Source organism: Flavobacterium sp. NRK F10, assembly GCF_024054235.1.
GTDB classification, from domain to species: Bacteria; Bacteroidota; Bacteroidia; order Flavobacteriales; family Flavobacteriaceae; genus Flavobacterium; species Flavobacterium sediminis.
The window spans coordinates 2,311,570-2,329,070 of sequence record NZ_JAMXLC010000001.1 but is presented as its reverse complement, the minus strand read 5'-3'; the positions used below and the strand labels follow the sequence as shown (position 1 = coordinate 2,329,070).

Annotated in this window: 6 protein-coding genes; 4 read left to right on the top strand and 2 right to left on the bottom strand. The window is 37.2% G+C overall.

Annotation, left to right across the window (positions count from 1 at the left end; genetic code table 11):
- The first annotated feature begins 114 nt into the window (after window positions 1–114).
- Window positions 115–4,974, top strand: coding sequence for a GEVED domain-containing protein (locus tag NHF50_RS10445; protein WP_252776316.1), 4,860 nt, complete (start codon window positions 115–117; stop codon window positions 4,972–4,974).
- 196 nt (window positions 4,975–5,170) lie between these two features.
- Complete coding sequence (locus tag NHF50_RS10440; protein ID WP_252776315.1) at window positions 5,171–9,013, top strand: GEVED domain-containing protein; 3,843 nt, start codon at window positions 5,171–5,173, stop codon at window positions 9,011–9,013.
- Between the two features lie 358 nt (window positions 9,014–9,371).
- On the opposite strand, the gene NHF50_RS10435 is transcribed toward NHF50_RS10440, so the two are convergent.
- Window positions 9,372–11,204 (bottom strand): T9SS type A sorting domain-containing protein, encoded by a 1,833-nt coding sequence (locus tag NHF50_RS10435; protein ID WP_252776313.1) that lies wholly within the window; start codon window positions 11,202–11,204, stop codon window positions 9,372–9,374.
- A 295-nt stretch (window positions 11,205–11,499) separates the two neighbouring features.
- Between NHF50_RS10435 and NHF50_RS10430 the strand changes: the two genes are divergently transcribed.
- Entirely contained in the window at window positions 11,500–16,893 is a 5,394-nt protein-coding gene (locus tag NHF50_RS10430; RefSeq protein ID WP_252776311.1) for a GEVED domain-containing protein, read from the top strand.
- Window positions 16,894–16,903: 10 nt separating this feature from the next.
- On the opposite strand, the gene NHF50_RS10425 is transcribed toward NHF50_RS10430, so the two are convergent.
- Window positions 16,904–17,230, bottom strand: a complete 327-nt coding sequence (locus NHF50_RS10425) for a hypothetical protein (RefSeq protein WP_252776309.1) — start codon at window positions 17,228–17,230, stop codon at window positions 16,904–16,906.
- Window positions 17,231–17,257: 27 nt separating this feature from the next.
- Here NHF50_RS10425 and NHF50_RS10420 point away from each other — a divergent pair, with 27 nt between their 5' ends.
- Window positions 17,258–17,437: a DUF5522 domain-containing protein gene (locus tag NHF50_RS10420; RefSeq protein ID WP_109569614.1), complete on the top strand. Its 180-nt coding sequence runs from the start codon at window positions 17,258–17,260 to the stop codon at window positions 17,435–17,437.
- Window positions 17,438–17,501: the final 64 nt, after the last annotated feature.

The window sequence follows — 17,501 nt, the reverse complement described above, 5'->3', positions numbered from 1 at the left end:
ATAAAAAAACCGGGATATCCCGGTTTTTTTATTAACAATTAACTCATTTCACAACATTTTTCATAATAATTAATATACTTTTGTTAATTAATTCTTAAAAAATCTCAAAATGTTATGAATGAGAAATACTTATCGCTGCTATTACCAAAAGAAAGAGATTTTTACAAAAGAGTCCTAACTCTTCTACTCTTCTTTTTTGCTGTAACAACTTACAGCCAAACAACAGTTAATTTAACTACGACCGGTAACGGAACATGGACTGTTCCGTGTGGAATTCAATCTATCACTGTCAAGGCATGGGGTGCCGGTGGCGGTGGCGGAGGATCAAATGTCAATGCAAGCGGAGGATCCGGTGGAGGATCCGGTGCTTATACTGAAAACACCTTTTCTGTAGCGCCTAACCAAGTAATCAATTACACAATTGGTGCAGGTGGAACTGCCGGAAACTCTAATGGCGGTACAGGAGGTACTGGCGGAAGTACAACCATTCTTGGAATGATTGCCGGTGGAGGGTCCGGAGGTGCCGGAAATTCCGGTGCTGTTGGAAACGGAGGAAATGCCAGTGGCGGAACTGTTAATACAAACGGAAATCTCGGTTTCGCAGGTGGTGCTACCGGAGGAAATGGCGGTAACGCTCCTAATGGTGGTGCCGGAGGAATCGGAGGATCTAACAGTACAGGAGCTAATGGTAACACCCCGGGGGGCGGTGCGGGTGGAGGCGAAAGAGCTAACGGTGGTGCTGGTAACAGAGCCGGGGGTACAGGAGCCAGAGGACAGATACAGATCACATATACTTATCCTTACTGTATTCCATCATACCTATACAGTATTTCCATGACTAATGTAACGTATGCAGGCATTAACAACAACTCCGGAAATGTTGGTGTAAATGCTGAAAATACATTTTATTCGTATTGTAATACCGCGTCAGTAACACAAGGTCAAACCAATACCATTAGTATAACCGGAAGAACATATGGTGCAAACACTTTCCATATCAGAGCTTATTTCGATTGGAATCAAGATGGAGATTTTAATGATAGTGACGAATCCTACTATGTGGGCGTCATAAATGCAACCACAGATACACAAACTACAGTTTCTGCTCCTATTGCAACTCCTATAACAGCATTGACCGGTACAACCAGAATGAGAGTTATTTATCAATTTTCATCTGACCCTTCTAATCCGTGTAGTGCTACAAGCAATTACGGACAAGTTGAAGACTATGATGTAACTATTGCAGCTGCTCCTAGCTGTACAACGCCTACCGCTCAGCCAACAGGCCTTGTACTAACGCCTTCTGGAACGTCTATCAGTGGCTCTTTTACAGCTGCCTCTCCGGCTCCTGATAGTTATTTGGTTGTATTTAATACAACCGGAACAGTTCCAACACCTGTTGACAATACGGCCTATACTATAGGAAATTCTATTAATGGTAGCATTGTTGCTGATAATGACAGTAATACTACTTTTACAATAGGCGGTCTTGATATTAATACGCAATATTATGTTTTCGTATTTTCATTTAATGGTATTTGTTTGAATGGTCCGCTTTATTACACTCCAAGTCCTTTAAGTGGAAATACTACTACAACTTCCACCCTACCGACTTACTGCACACCTTCAACTACTAATACTATTACAACAAGGTATATTGATGATGTAAGCTTTTTAGGCACTCTAAATGACACATTTAATTTAAATAACGGAACTAATGCCGGAACACCAGGTTATCAGGATTTTACTTCGTTAACCCCCTATACAATACAGGCACAGGGAGAAGGGGTAAATGTATCTGTTGAAGCAAATTCAAGAGGTAGATGGAAAGCTTGGGTGGACTGGAACAAAGACGGAGACTTTGCCGATGCTAATGAAGAAGTTTACGATTCCAATGCAGCAACCTTAACTACTACATTTGGTTTTGTGATCCCCCCTACAACTATACCTGGAAATTATCGCATCAGAATTCGAATTTATAACAGTTTTTACGGACCTCCTGGAAATCCGACAGAGTCTTATTCATACGATTTTGATTCTTGTGAAACATTTGATTACAACTCCTCGATAGGAGCCTATGAATATGGAGAAGCGGAAGATTATTTATTTACTGTGATCTCTAGTTGTGGCGCCTACATCACTTCTGTTACAGACGGAACAATATGTGGTAGCGGAACAGTTGATTTGAGTGTTACAGGTAGTACCGGAACAACAGAATACAGATGGTATGCAAACGAAACCGGAGGGACTCCTATAGCTACTACAGCTAGTGGTAGTTGGACGACCCCAAGTATATCCTCTACAACTTCATATTGGGTAACGGCTTATAACGGAAGTTGTGAATCTTTAGTGAGAACTGAAGTCATCGCAAATATTAACCCTCTTCCGACACTGACATTTACGCCTAATAACCCTCAGGTTTGCGGAGAAAATGAAATTATATCATTAACTGCCAGCGGTGATACTGAAGTAGTTTATCTGATAGACGAAGATTTCGAATCAGGAGGTCTTGGCGTATTCAACAACTCTTTTTTAGTAAGTAATGCTGCCGTAAACAGTCAGACTGCCTGGCAAAATCATACCAGTACTTATATCCCTAACGGACAAACATGGTATCCTGCAGTTTCTTCAGGCTTCGGTCCAAATCACTTTGCTTTTGTTACATCCGACATCGGAATGAATGGCGGTAGTTATTACACTGTTGATAATGTTCTGGTTTCTCCTACAGTTGATTCTTCTACATTTTTAGATCTTAGTTTAACATTCAGAATGTACTACTCCAGATATTTCCCTGACGGTAATACAACTTATGATAGTATTGAATATATGCAAGTACAAGTTTCTACAAATGGAGGTACTTCGTGGAATACAGTTAACGGTAATATCATTACAGATCAAGGGATCGGTACCCGATTTGCTGACCTGAACTATGACTTATCAGCATATATTAACCAACCCAACTTAAAAATCAGAATTCGTTACTACACAAGTTCTTGGTGTGATGGTGCTGCTGTAGACGACATTAAACTTTTCGGAACCAGACCATTAAACACCGCTTTCGATTGGGTTAGTGCTTTACCTATAGACGCTTATCAAGATGCAGCTTGTACAGTTTCTTACACAAGCGGTACCCCTGCTGTAACAGTTTATATAAAACCAACACTTGCCCAACTGGAACAAAGCTCTTACACTTTTACAGTAAGTGCCGTTCTTTCTAACGGTTGTTATGCTAGTAATGATATCACGATTACTAACAATTCAAAAATATGGAAAGGAATAAACGGAACTAATTGGAGCGATTCAAACAACTGGTCCCCTGTTGGTGTGCCAACTATTGACAATTGTGTGATTATTCCTGATACAGCAATTATTGACGGTAGTAACTATGATGCTTTTGCTAAAAATTTAACAGTTAAAAGTACGGGAGATTTAGACAACCTGACAAACAATACTATAACTGTCAAAGAATGGGTTAATGTAGAAGCCGGTGGTATGTTCAATTTAGAAAACGCGTCTAGTTTAGTTCAAATAGATAATATTGCTAATACCGGAGATATTTCAATGAAAAGAGATGTTATGATCCGAAAATTAGATTATGTATACTGGGGTTCTCCTGTAGCTAATTTCGGTTTAAATAATGTTTCTCCCGGAACAATTGGTTCTAAGTACAAGTGGCTACCGACTATTGTTTCTAATTTAAACGGATTCGGAAACTGGTCGCTAACAAGTGAAAATATGGTTACCGGAAAAGGATATATCGTAAGAGGACCCGACAATTACACTACTTCTCTTCAAAATTTCACAGCTGATTTCACAGGTGTTCCAAATAACGGAGATCTTACATCCCCTATTGAGAGAGGTGCCTATGATGGTGCAGATTACAGTACAGGTGTTTCTACAACTTTAGCAACTAAAGATGATGACAACTGGAACTTACTAGGAAATCCATATCCATCAGCATTAAATACAAACAGTTTCTTAGCTGTAAACACAAATATTGCCGGATTCATTAAATTATGGACACACGGCACGTTACCTTCATCTTCAACTGTAGATCCTTTTTATCAAAACTATGTACAAAATTATACAGTTGCCGATTATGTCACTTATAATTATTTAGGAGCATCTACACCTACATTTGACGGAAATATAGCTGCGGGACAAGGTTTCTTTGTTTTGATGAATCATTCCGGAACTGCTCAAAGTGAAAACGTTACTTTTAACAATTCCATGAGAAGTAATAGTTATAGAAATGATCTGTTCTACAGAACAACAAATAATACTGCTTCAAATATTGAGAACAAAAGTCGCATTTGGTTAGACATAGTTGCTCCGAACAATACTGCTTCAAGAACGTTGGTAGGTTATGCTGATAATGCGACAAATAATATAGACCGTCTATACGATGCCATGGCTCTTGGTGTTAAAACTAATTTTGAGATCTATTCTCTTTGTAATAACCAAAGATTTTCTATACAAGGGAGAGCACCATTTAACGATCAGGACACCATACCTCTTGGAATAAAAGTAAATCAAAATGGAATTTACTCCATAGCGATTAGCACTGTAGATGGATTGTTCACGAACAATTCTCAAGACATTTTCTTAGAAGACTTAACACTTGGAGTTATTCATGACTTAAGGAGTGCTCCTTACAGCTTTACTTCTAATTCAGGAACTTTTGACAATCGATTTGTTTTACGATATACTGATCCAAGTCAAACGTTAAATACAGATACTTTTAGTAGTGATTCTCTAAAAGTATATGCTAATGAAACTATCATAATTGAATCAGATCAAGAAGTAAGATCAGTTATGATCTATGACGTTTTAGGGAAATTATTATATTCTAATAATGAGTTTTCAGACAGACAAAATATTTCTATAAATAGTTTATCAAAAAGCTACAGCGCTATAATTGTTATCGTAGAAATCGATGACAATAGCAAAGCAACAAAGAAAATCATTTTCTAAAATATACTAATTAAATGTTATTTAAAAAGGCCGTTCATAAGAACAGCCTTTTTTGTTTTTATAAACTACTGATTATCAAACAACAAAATCAAACCATTGAATTACATCAATCATCGATTTTATATACTTTTTATCGATAAAATATTACAATAAAGAAACATTGGAATAATTTTGCCACTTACTTAAATTAATGTTTATGGGAAAAATCTACTTGTTTAATGGTAAGAAATTATATTTTCTGCTATTATTGACCATCACTTTTCAAAGCTACTCACAATATCAAGTCCCAAGAAACGGTAACAATACTATTTCAACTTGTTCAGGAACAATTACAGATAGCGGTGGCTCAGGAAACTATCAAAATAATTCTAATGGTTATACCGTTATTACCCCTTCAGTAGCCGGTAATTACATTCAGATTTCCGGTAGCATAACTGCTGAAGCCGGATATGATTATTTAACCATCTATGACGGAAACGGAACAGGAGGCACTGTTTTATGGGGAGGCTCACCTCAAGGAAGCGGAACTTCTTGTAGCACAACAACTATTCCTACAATAACATCCACTACCGGATCTCTAACCGTTCATTTTTATGCAGATGGCAGCAATAGATGTTCCGGATTTAATTTAAATATTAATTGTAGTTCAACATCAGGATCAACGCCTGTTAATTCCTATTGCATTCCTATATCTGACAATCCTTCCGGTTTATATATTACCAATTTAGCTTTTATCGGAACACTTTCTGACCCTCCGGTAAACACTTCCACTTATGATTCTGACGGTTATCAGGATTTTACATCTTTAACACCTTTAGCCATTCAGGCACAAGGAGAAGGTGTAAATATAACGGCTAACTGTACTGGAAACGATCATCTTAGAGGAACCTGGAAGGCTTGGGTAGACTGGAATAATGATGGAGATTTCAGTGATTCCGGAGAACTTGTTTATGACATTCAAGGATTTGCCGGGTCAAGTGTAACCTTTGGTTTTGTTATCCCGGCCTCTCAAACACCCGGAGATTACAGAATGAGAATAAGGGTAAACAACGGATCATCATGGCTCGGATCGGAGACCTTTGGCTTTAATTTTTCGTCATGCGATAATTTTGAATACGGTAGCGGAATGTTTAGTGATGACAATTATGGTGAAACTGAAGATTATATTTTTACGGTAATTGAAAATTGCTCCGCCACGATTACTGATGTTACCAACGGAAGTACTTGTGGATCCGGAATTGTAAGCCTTAATGCAAACGGAAGTTCCGGAACAACAGAATACAGATGGTATGCAAATGAAACAGGAGGAAGTCCACTTGCCACTACTCCATCCGGTAATTGGAACACACCAAACTTGACCTCTACTACTACATATTGGGTAACCGCTTACAACGGAAGTTGTGAATCAGTAGTAAGAACGGAAATAATGGCTTTGGTCAACCCTACTCCAACATTAACTTTCACCCCTTCAAATCCTGTGATCTGTGGTGAAAACGAAGTGTTAGAGCTTACGACAAGCGGTGATACAGAAACGGTACATCTTATCGATGAAGATTTTGAAAGCGGAAATTTAGGAGTATTCACTAATATCAATAATGACTCTAACGGTAATGCTACTGACAACAAAACAAAATTCCAAAACAGAACCAGTGTTCATGTTCCGTCAACTAATGTTTGGTTTCCGGCTATTTCTTCCGGATTCGGAACAAACAAATTTGCTCTGGCACTTTCGGATGCTTCAAGTCCCGACTATCCTTCCAGTACCGTTCAGAACTCTTTAGCGCTATCTAACTCCGTAAACTCAACTGATTTCTTAGATTTGACTCTTAAATTAAAATTATACTATTCAAGATATTATACAGGCGGGGCGAATCCGACAAACGAATATGTTGCCATTGAATTATCAACAGACGGCGGAGCTACATATCCTGTTGAAATTGACAACTTTACTTCTAACGTAGGAATCGGAACCAGATTTGTTACCCTAAGTTATGATTTGTCAGCTTATATAAATCAACCTAATTTAAAAATCCGAGTTAGACATCATTCCTACGCCGGTTCAGGATGGTTACCTGACGGAGTTGCTGTTGACAATATTGAATTATACGGAACCAAACCTTTAAATACGGCTTTTGACTGGACCAGTGCTCTTCCTATCAATGCTTATCAGGACTTTGCCTGTACCATACCTTATACTAGCGGAACACCGGCTGTAAATGTCTTTATAAAACCTACATTAGCTCAATTAGAACAAAGTTCATATACCTTTACAGTAAGTGCCATTTTATCAAACGGCTGTTATGCAACTGATGACATTACTGTGACCAACAATTCTAAGATATGGAACGGATCAAACAGTACTAACTGGAGTGATCCAGACAATTGGCTTCCTTCTGGTGTTCCTACCATTGATAATTGTGTTATTATCCCGGATAATGTAGTAGTAGACGGTAACGGATATGATGCTTTTGCAAAAAACCTTAAAGTCAAAAGCACCGGAAATATGAATACGCTTTCTAATAATAGCATCACAGTAAAAGAATGGGTAGATGTCGACGCAGGAGGTATCGTTAATTTAGAAAATGCATCCAGCCTTATACAGATCGATAATATTGCAAACAATGGTGTTATTTCAATGAAAAGAAATGCCGAAATTAACTTACTGAGCTATGTTTACTGGTCAACACCTGTAGCAAATTTTTCTTCCGGCAATATTTCTCCGGCAACTCCAAACGGTTTTATTTGGAAATGGAACCCTACAATCAATAACGGAGGAACTTATGCTGGTAATTTCGGAAATTGGATTAACGGAAATGAAACTATGGCAAACGGTAAAGGTTATATTGTAAAAGGCCCGAACGGTTACACCACATCAACACAAACTTTTACAGCTACTTTTACAGGTACTCCTAACAATGGTGACATTAATGTTCCTATCAAAAGAGGAACCTATGTCGGTTCTCCATACACAGGTCCAACCACAACACCCGTTACTCAAGATGATGACAACTGGAACCTGTTAGGAAACCCCTATCCTTCAGCTATTTCAACAGACGCCTTTTTAACCGCTAACAGTACTCATTTAACTCCGTTCGTTAAAATATGGACACACGGTGTTGATCCTGCTCCTATTGCAAATCCATTTTACGGAAGCTATCAACTGAACTACGATGTTGCAGATTATATGACTTACAACTCATTAGGAGGCACACAGGCTGGTTTTGACGGTTACATAGGTGCCGGACAAGGTTTCTTTGTTCTGATGAATGATGCTGCTTCAACTAATGAAACAGCCATATTCAATAACTCTATGCGCTCAAGTGTAAATAGAAATGACCAATTTTACAGAGCTAGCCAGTCACAAATCAATGAGAGACACAGAATTTGGCTTAAAATGATATCTCCTACCGGTCAATCAAGCGATGCTTTAGTAGGATATGCTACAGGAGCTGCTACTAATTTTGACCCGAAATTCGATGCTCCTGCAATGGATATTAAAACTAATTTTGAGATCTATTCTATTGCCGACACTAAAAAATTAGCTATTCAGGGAAGGGCACTACCTTTCGATCTTGATGATACCATTCCGTTAGGTATTACAATTCCTCAAAACGGTAGTTACACCATTGCAATTAGTAATATAGACGGAATCTTCAACTCTCAAGACATTTACTTAGAAGATCTAAGTTTAGGGATCATACATGATTTAAAAGTTTCTCCTTATAGTTTTAGTTCTAATTCAGGTACTTTTGACAATCGATTTATCTTACGATTTACCAATAGTCTTCTCAGTACTGAAACTTTCAATAGTTTAGAAAACGACGTAAAAATATTCGCCACAGAAAATACCCTTCGAATTGAAGCACCTGAAAATATTCAAAGCGTTGTAGTCTATGATATTTTGGGCAAAACTTTATTTACAGGAAAATATTCTGAAACAAGTATCTCTATTCATTCAATATTAAAAACGAATAACACGATCCTTGTCAAAACAGTTTTAGCAGACGGCACTATTATTAACAAAAAGGTTATTTATTAATCATAATTAAAAAAGTGCAAAAGAAAAGGCGGACATTTGTCCGTCTTTTTATTTTTATTCCATCCATAAAGTTATACAAATCCCTTATAAACACACCCTTTAGAAACACTTCTTTTAAACTTAATTTAAGATAAAAAAACTTTATTATAATTGCACTTTTTCGCACTACTTTATAATATCATATCTAAAGCCACTGAAATACATTTTAATCTCCTCACCAATATACATAGCTTTCAAAACCATAATTACACAAGCAATAATGTAAATACAAAACCAAAAATGAATCAATATATTTATGAAAACAAAAAAACGCTTTCAGAATTCTGAAAGCGTTTTTATATATACGATAAAAAATTTATTATTTATAAATTGATACTTTTTTAGTTATTTCAACTGCATCAATTGTAGCCAACTTCACAATGTAAACTCCATCACTTAGATTTGAAGTCGGTATCTCAATCTTTTCACTTTTCCCTAAATTCTCTTTAGAAAGAACTAACTTACCGGTTACATCATATAAATCTACTTTAACGATATCTTTATGTATTGCGTTTAAAACGGTTAACATATTCCCTTCGTTATTTTGATATACATCAAATGACTCAGAAGAAAAGATATCTTCTTCAGATATGTCTTTATCAATATTTTTAAATGTTATTTCAAAACGAGTTCTGTTATCACCTGCCGGTAATGTTACTTCAAAAGAATTATTTTTTATATCATGATAGATTCCTGTTTGTTTATCATGCATATATACCATTTGAGAATCGTCAAAACCAGAATAAGCTCCTTGAACCAAAACTTTAAACGTAGTTGTTTCATTACAACGGAAACCTACAGGAACTTTCTCATTTATTCCGAATTTAAAAGCCGTAGACGCATATTCATAAGACATTCCGTCTACTACATAGTAAAAACTGATAGGAGCTGCATCTGTAGCTGAGCGTCCGTCATAACCATAATCATAAGCCTGAGTTGCCAAATCATCAAAAGCAATTGTTGTAGGACGAACTGCCTCATCATTATAAACAGCATTGATTCTTAAATAAGGAGATGTTCCTTTTCTTATCTGTGTGTAATCTGTTCCGGCTACGTTAGGAATTTCCTGAAAATATTCATCATTTGATACTGTCGCTCTTGATATTGCCATTCTTTCAAATTCCGATTGATTGGCAACACTCTCTTTCACGAAAACTCTATATTGATTCTTCATGACTATCGATCCGTTAGCCGTTCCTAATACCATAAAGCCCTGACCTATAGGAGCAAACCTTCTCTCATAGACAGAACCTGATGAACCCAAATTCGTTTCTTGTCCACCTGCCTGATCATAATTCCAGAATACAGCCGGAGTATAAACTCCTGTTCCCGGTGTATATATACCATAACCTCCGTCATAATCCGTAATAAAGTGTGTCGTTGACGTTTGTTCCCAAAAATAAGCCTGACCATTAATCACAGCTGAATTAGCAGGATCTAACAAAAACATATTCAAGTCAATAGCACTTGGATAAGGATTACCTACTAAGGTAAAATTATTAGTAGAAACGGCATTTGCTATATTTCCGTCATTGGGTTTACCTCTGAAATCATAACGCTGAGCATTTCCTGCATTATTTTCAACACCTTCATTAGTATCTGCTATAAAAGTATCTGTACCTGAAGTTCCTTTCATTGTAAAACCTAATCCCGGTTGAACATTAGTCGCTGTACCTACAAACACCCATTGAGCATACTGATTTGAAGTACTGAATTTATAAATCCATCTTTGAGCAATTGACAAAGGAGTCGCTTGCCCATTATAATTCCCGTAAGGGAGAACCGTAACCGGAGTGCTGCTTGTAAGCCCTGTCGGGCTATTCAATAAAGAAATTCCGAAATTTGAATTTCCAATCGTAGCACTAGGATTCCCAACAGGTGAACACCAATAATTATACTTAAAATTATCGCTTGTACCTTCTTGAAAAACAGATAATGTTCCCAAACCTGTATTTTGTCCTACACCAGTAGTCCCTTGTAGTAATTGAGACTGGTTTCTTAAAAAAATATTCCCTCCGGAATTAAGCTCAACCTGGCTGGTCACAAATATATACTGATCGTTAGAATATACATAACCGCCAGTTCCCACATACAACTGAGCTTGGCTTCCAAGCCCTACCATAAACATTAAAGATAGTAGAGTTTTTCTCATAATTAAAGTATAGATTACGTATTGACAAAAATACAATTAATATATTATAATACATAAAATTATTACCAAAAAACGCCTTTTATTCTTTAAAAAAATGAAACACTTAATTTCCTACTAAATTTTTTATCTAAAATTACAACAACAACAGATAATTTAACTAAAAATTAAAATTAAATCAAAAAAACAATTAAAAATTTAAAAAATAAATAACATTTTATTAATATTTTGTTTGTTTTTAAACAAAAAAAAATACATTTGTAAAAAATTCAACTAACCTCTTTATCTTATCAAAACCATGAAAAAGAACCTATTAGGGATAAAATCCCCAAAAGATTCCTTTTTGTTAAAACACTGCATTAACAAATATTTAATATCTTTTTTCTTACTTTTATTTTTTTCATCTGTTTTTTCACAAAGTGCAAATGATAATTGCTCAAATGCAACTCCTCTTACTTTAGGAACATCTTGTTCCACAGCATCATTTACATTTACAAGCAACACTTTGGAAACAGGCGCAGCAAATCCTATCCTTTGTAATAGCGTTACGGCTAATAAGGACGGCTGGTATACCTTTACCACAGGAGCTTCCACTACCTCTATTACTCTCGAAGCTACCACAAACAGACCATGGTCAGCCTCTATTTATAGTGGCAACTGTTCTGGCTTTACTTTAGTGGATTGTGATAATGCCAGTGGAAATACAGCCATAACACTTACCCCGACTGTTTCTCCTAACACCACTTATTACGTTAGAATCAACAGAACAAATACAGGAACTAATTCATGGTCAGGAAATGTTTGTGTATATGATTCAACGCCTAGTGTTAGCTACTGTACTTTTACATCGTCCAGTAGTAGTTATTGGATAAGTAATTTCACAACAACAGGAGGCTCTACCAATATAAACAACTCTACTACCTACTCAACTAATGGCTATGGAGATTATAGTTCTCAAATAGTTACTCAAACGGCTGGGCTAAGCTTCAATTTTAGTGTAACTATGGATTCAGGTACACACGGAATCAATATTTTTGTGGACTGGAATAATGATGGAGATTTCGCTGATACCGGAGAAAAAGTATATGCCAGCGGCAGTTATGTTAGTAGTGCCTCAGGAACCATTACAATTCCGGGAGCTACAACTTCTGGGAATTACCGAATGCGTGTGGCTACGAATTATTTATCAACCGACCCTTCTGCATGTGGTTCCACCACTTACACAGAAGCAGAAGATTACACAATACAAGTTGCTCCTCTTACTCCTTGTTCAGGAACTCCTACAGGAGGTAGTGTAACTGTTTCACCTGCTACCGGAAATCCCGGATCTACTTACAATGTTTCTGCAACAGGATACACTATCGGAGCAGGACTAACTTATCAATGGCAATCTAATACAAATAGCGGGGGATGGACAAATGTGGGTAGTGCTTCTACAACATATTCAGACCCGGCAGCACAAACAGCTCCGGCTTTAGGAACAGTAGTTGAATGGCAACTAATCGTTACCTGTACAAATTCGGGTAACAGTGCTACATCATCTACAGCAACTTTTACCTCAGAGTTAACACCTTGTACGCCTAGTGGTTCCACAAGTTATTATTTAACTAATGTTACGACGACTAATGGTCTGACAAATTTCAACAACACTTCAGGTGCCGGAACAGGTGGTTATACCGATAATTATCCGACGATTTCTGTTTCCCAGATTCCGGGCGGAAGTTTCGACATATCAATTACGCCCTCAACAGGAACTAATTACTACTATGTTTGGATTGACTGGAACAACGACGCTGATTTTGATGATGCCGGAGAAACTTTAGTTGCCACCACTTCTTACGCATCAAATTATACAGGAACAATAAACATCCCCGTAGCACAAACAAACGGCACTTTCAGAATGAGAGTTGCTAACAGTTGGTCAGGAAGCATCACGTCTTGTGGTCCTGCCTCTTACGGAGAATATGAAGACTATGCAGTAATCGTCGGAACTATTTCATGCTATCCGCCAACATTGACTGCTGATGCTACCTCAACTACTACCGGAACAGCTTCCTGGATAGATCCTACATTAGGTTCCACTCCTGTAGGATATGAGTATTATATATCAACAACAAATACCCCTCCTGCTTCGGGAACCGCTACAGCAAGTACTTCAACCAGCTTCACCGGATTAATTTCTAACACAACTTATTATGTTTTTGTAAGAACAAACTGTGGTGGCGGTGACTATAGCCCATGGGCTGTTGATTCTTTTTATACAGGATATTGTACAGCTAATTCATCCTATACCTCTGATTATATAACAGATTTTACAACAACAAGTGGCGTAAGTAATATATCTAATACAAGCTCTGGTTTTTCAACAAGTGGTTACGGAGATTTTACAGGTCAAATTGTAAGCCAGTATAATGGCGGATCTGTTAATTTCAATGTAATACTAAACAGCTCTTCCGGTTTTGCTATTTGGGTAGACTGGAATGACGACATGGTTTTTGATGCTACTGAAAGAATGTATACCAGTAATGCTTACGGCACTACATTCTCCGGTTCCTTTAATGTTCCGGCTGGTGCCGCTACCGGCGATCACAGAATGAGAATTCGTTCCAATTATTCTTCTTCAAATCCGGATGCTTGTGGCAGTATCAGCTATGGAGAAGCAGAAGATTATACCTTTACAATTTTACCTCCGCTTCCCTGCGGAGAAAATCCGGAATCACTCTCCGTATTCTTAGTTTCACAAACAGAAGCAACTGTAAGCTGGACAGAACCTACTCCTGTACCGGCAAACGGATACCAATATTATTTTTCAACGTCTAATACTACACCTACCTCTGGCAGCACCCCTACAGGAAGTGTAACTTCAGGTACTACTTCTGTTAACTTTACAGGTTTAATTCCCGGAACTACTTATTATGTATGGGTAAGATCAAATTGCGGAGCACCGGACGGTCAAGGAGTTTGGGTAGGTCCCGTTATATTTACAATGCCTACCTGCGCCATCGGAGACAGTACAGGAACAACAGACTTAGGTTGTCCGTCAGTACTTTCCGGAGGTCTAAGCTTAAATGGTGCCGATCCTGCACCTTTCTTCTGTACAGATGCATCAACATGTGTTGACTTAGAAGCTAATTACTTAGATTTAGGGGACACTTCAAGCTATACTGTTGAATCTATAACTTATAACCCGCCGTATCAGTTCAGTTGTTTAAAGAACCCTGTGAGTGTTAATATTGATGACCGATGGTCTCCGATCGTAACTTTGCCATTTGATTTTTGTTTCTATGGTAATACTTACAACCAATGCTCAATCGGTTCAAACGGGTTATTGACCTTTGACATATCTGTAGCTGACTCTGGTTCTGGATATTCCTTTGATGATGATCTACCAAGTACTACCGGAGCTCTTTTTGCAAATACGATTTACGGTGTTTACCACGATATAGATCCGAGCGAAGGAGGGGAAGTAGGTTGGGAACTGATCACGTTAAATACCGGATGTAGAGCATTGGTAGTTGGATGGAGTGATGTACCTATGTTCTCTGACAACAGTATTCTATATACCGGAATGATGGTTTTATATGAAAATACGAATGTTATTGAAGTTTATATAAAAGAAAAACATATTGACAATAATAATGTGAGTCCATGGAACAACGGTAATGCTATTGTAGGTATACAAAATGCAGACGCAACTTTAGCTACAGTAGCACCGGGTAGAAACGGATTAGACACCAATTGGGAGGCTACGAATGAAGCTTGGCGTTTTGTTCCGTCCGGAACTTCAATCACCTCATTAACTTGGTATGAAGGAGCTGGTACTTCCGGTCCGATAATAGGAACTACTGATGTTATTAATGTTTGTCCAAGTGCTACCACTACTTATACAGCAGCTATTACCTATACTTTATGTGATGGAACAGTTTTAACAGAAACAGACGAAACTACAGTTACCGTTAACGGTGCAAAAGTTTGGAACGGTTCTATAAATAATGATTGGGATAACGACAATAACTGGACACCTGCTGGTAAACCTACAGCACTTGACTGTGTTGTAATTCCAGATACAACAACAGACCCTGTTATATCAGGTACCGGATACAATGGTGTGGGCTTAAACCTAAGCATTCAGAATGATGCTTCATTAACCGTGAATACTGATAATGCAGTTACTATAACAGATTGGGTAAACATCAGCACTACCGGAGACTTGATTTTAGACAATGCCGGAAGTTTAGTTCAAATCAACAACATAAGTAACTCTGGTTCAGGAGCTATGCACATGGATAGAGATACTAATATCCGTAAATTAGATTATGTTTACTGGTCTTCACCTGTAACATCATTCTCTTCCGGAAATATCTCCCCTAATACTACCGGTGCTATTTACAAATGGACTCCTACTATAGCAAGTAATTTAAACGGTTATGGAAATTGGTCGGGAGGTATTGAGAACATGACAATAGGAAAAGGATATATTGTTAGGGGGCCTGACAACTATACTACGGCTTTACAAAACTTTACAGCTACTTTTGCAGGTACACCAAATAACGGAAACATTTCAACTCCAATCGTTAGAGGCACTTATGATGGTGCCGATTACACTACTTGTGCTACTTGTACATTAGCTACTAAAGACGATGACAACTGGAACTTAGTAGGAAACCCATATCCTTCTGCGATCAACGCTATTAATTTCTTAACAACAAATACGAATATAGCCGGTTTTGTAAAATTATGGACACATGGTACTTTACCGTCATCTGCAATAGTAGATCCGTTTTACGATAGTTTTGTATACAATTATACACCGGGCGATTACTTAACATATAATGCAACCGGAACATCATCAGGCCCCGGAGTATTTAACGGTAGCATTGCAGCCGGACAAGGTTTCTTTGTACTAATGAATCATGCCGGAGCAACATCACAAAATGTTTCATTCAATAATTCTATGAGAAGTAATTTATATGATAACGGAGAGTTTTTCAAAAATGCTTCTTCCGGATCAAATATTGACAGACATAGAATTTGGTTAGACTTAATTGCTCCTGACAACACTTCAGTAAGAGCACTTGTAGGATATATTGATGGTGCCACAAATGATGAAGACCGATTATACGATGCTATTACAGACAAAAAGCTAAACCTGAATTTATTCTCTTTGGTTAACAATCAGGAAATGACCATTCAAGGTAGGCAAACCCCTTTTAATGTAAATGATCAGGTTCCATTAGGAATAAATGTCCCTCAGGATGGAATTTACTCAATCGGAATAGGTGCTTTAGACGGATTGTTCGGAGATACACCACAAGATATCTATCTTGAAGATCTGACAACAAATGTAATTCATGACCTGAGAAGCATGCCATATACTTTTAGTACTACATCCGGTATCTTTAATAACAGATTTGTACTAAGATACACCATCAACTCATTAAGTACAGAAGACATCAATGAAATTGAAAATAATGTCTGGGCTGTTACTGAAAATGAATTAACTGTTAAATCAAGTATTGAAAGAATAAGGTCTGTTCAGGTATTTGATGTTCTGGGAAGACACATTGCTTCTAAATCAAATGTAGAGAATAACGAAGTTATTTTTAATTCTCTGCAAAAGAACAATACCACTCTCCTACTTCAAATCACACTTGAAAGCGGAATAACTATTCATAAAAAAGTGATCTTCTAAAAATGTTAGCTCACAAATATTTATAAAAATTCCAAAAAGACCTCTGCTGTAAATAGTCGAGGTCTTTTTCATTTTTATAAGCCTCTCTTTCGAAAGAGATATTCCTATAGGCTAAAAACCTATCCTTATATTTTAATAATAAAATCAAATACTCAATTCCATACCAAATAAAGAAGAACACAACTGCCATTTCCAACTGCTGCCTGATGTGAATTTTTTCATGATTCAATAAGACCTCATTACTACTATCCTTCTCATTTGCTAAAAATACAAACGGATAAAGTGTGATTCCTCTAAAACCTTTTGGTAACAAATATCGAAACACTATTACAATCATAACCGCAAAGTTGCTAAATTTGTACTTATGAATACAAGAATCGACCCAAATACTTTAAAAGAAGGCGAAGATTTCTATTATACTCCGGAAGGCTATAAATGTTTTACCGAAAAATACCACCTTAAAAGAGGCTACTGTTGCAAAAGCGGCTGCCGTCATTGTCCTTATGGCTTTGATAAAAAAACAGGAACCTTCAAAAAAAAGTAATGAATTTTCAACTACATACATACAAAATAACTATTTATCAGGTCTATCACCGGGCAGATATCCG

Excerpts from the sequence above, each read along its gene's own strand:
- NHF50_RS10445 (WP_252776316.1), top strand. The coding sequence starts at position 115 with ATGAATGAGAAATACTTATCGCTGCTATTACCAAAAGAAAGAGATTTT.
- NHF50_RS10440 (WP_252776315.1), top strand. The coding sequence starts at position 5,171 with ATGGGAAAAATCTACTTGTTTAATGGTAAGAAATTATATTTTCTGCTA.
- NHF50_RS10435 (WP_252776313.1), bottom strand. The coding sequence starts at position 11,204 with ATGAGAAAAACTCTACTATCTTTAATGTTTATGGTAGGGCTTGGAAGC.
- NHF50_RS10430 (WP_252776311.1), top strand. The coding sequence starts at position 11,500 with ATGAAAAAGAACCTATTAGGGATAAAATCCCCAAAAGATTCCTTTTTG.
- NHF50_RS10425 (WP_252776309.1), bottom strand. The coding sequence starts at position 17,230 with ATGATTGTAATAGTGTTTCGATATTTGTTACCAAAAGGTTTTAGAGGA.
- NHF50_RS10420 (WP_109569614.1), top strand. The coding sequence starts at position 17,258 with ATGAATACAAGAATCGACCCAAATACTTTAAAAGAAGGCGAAGATTTC.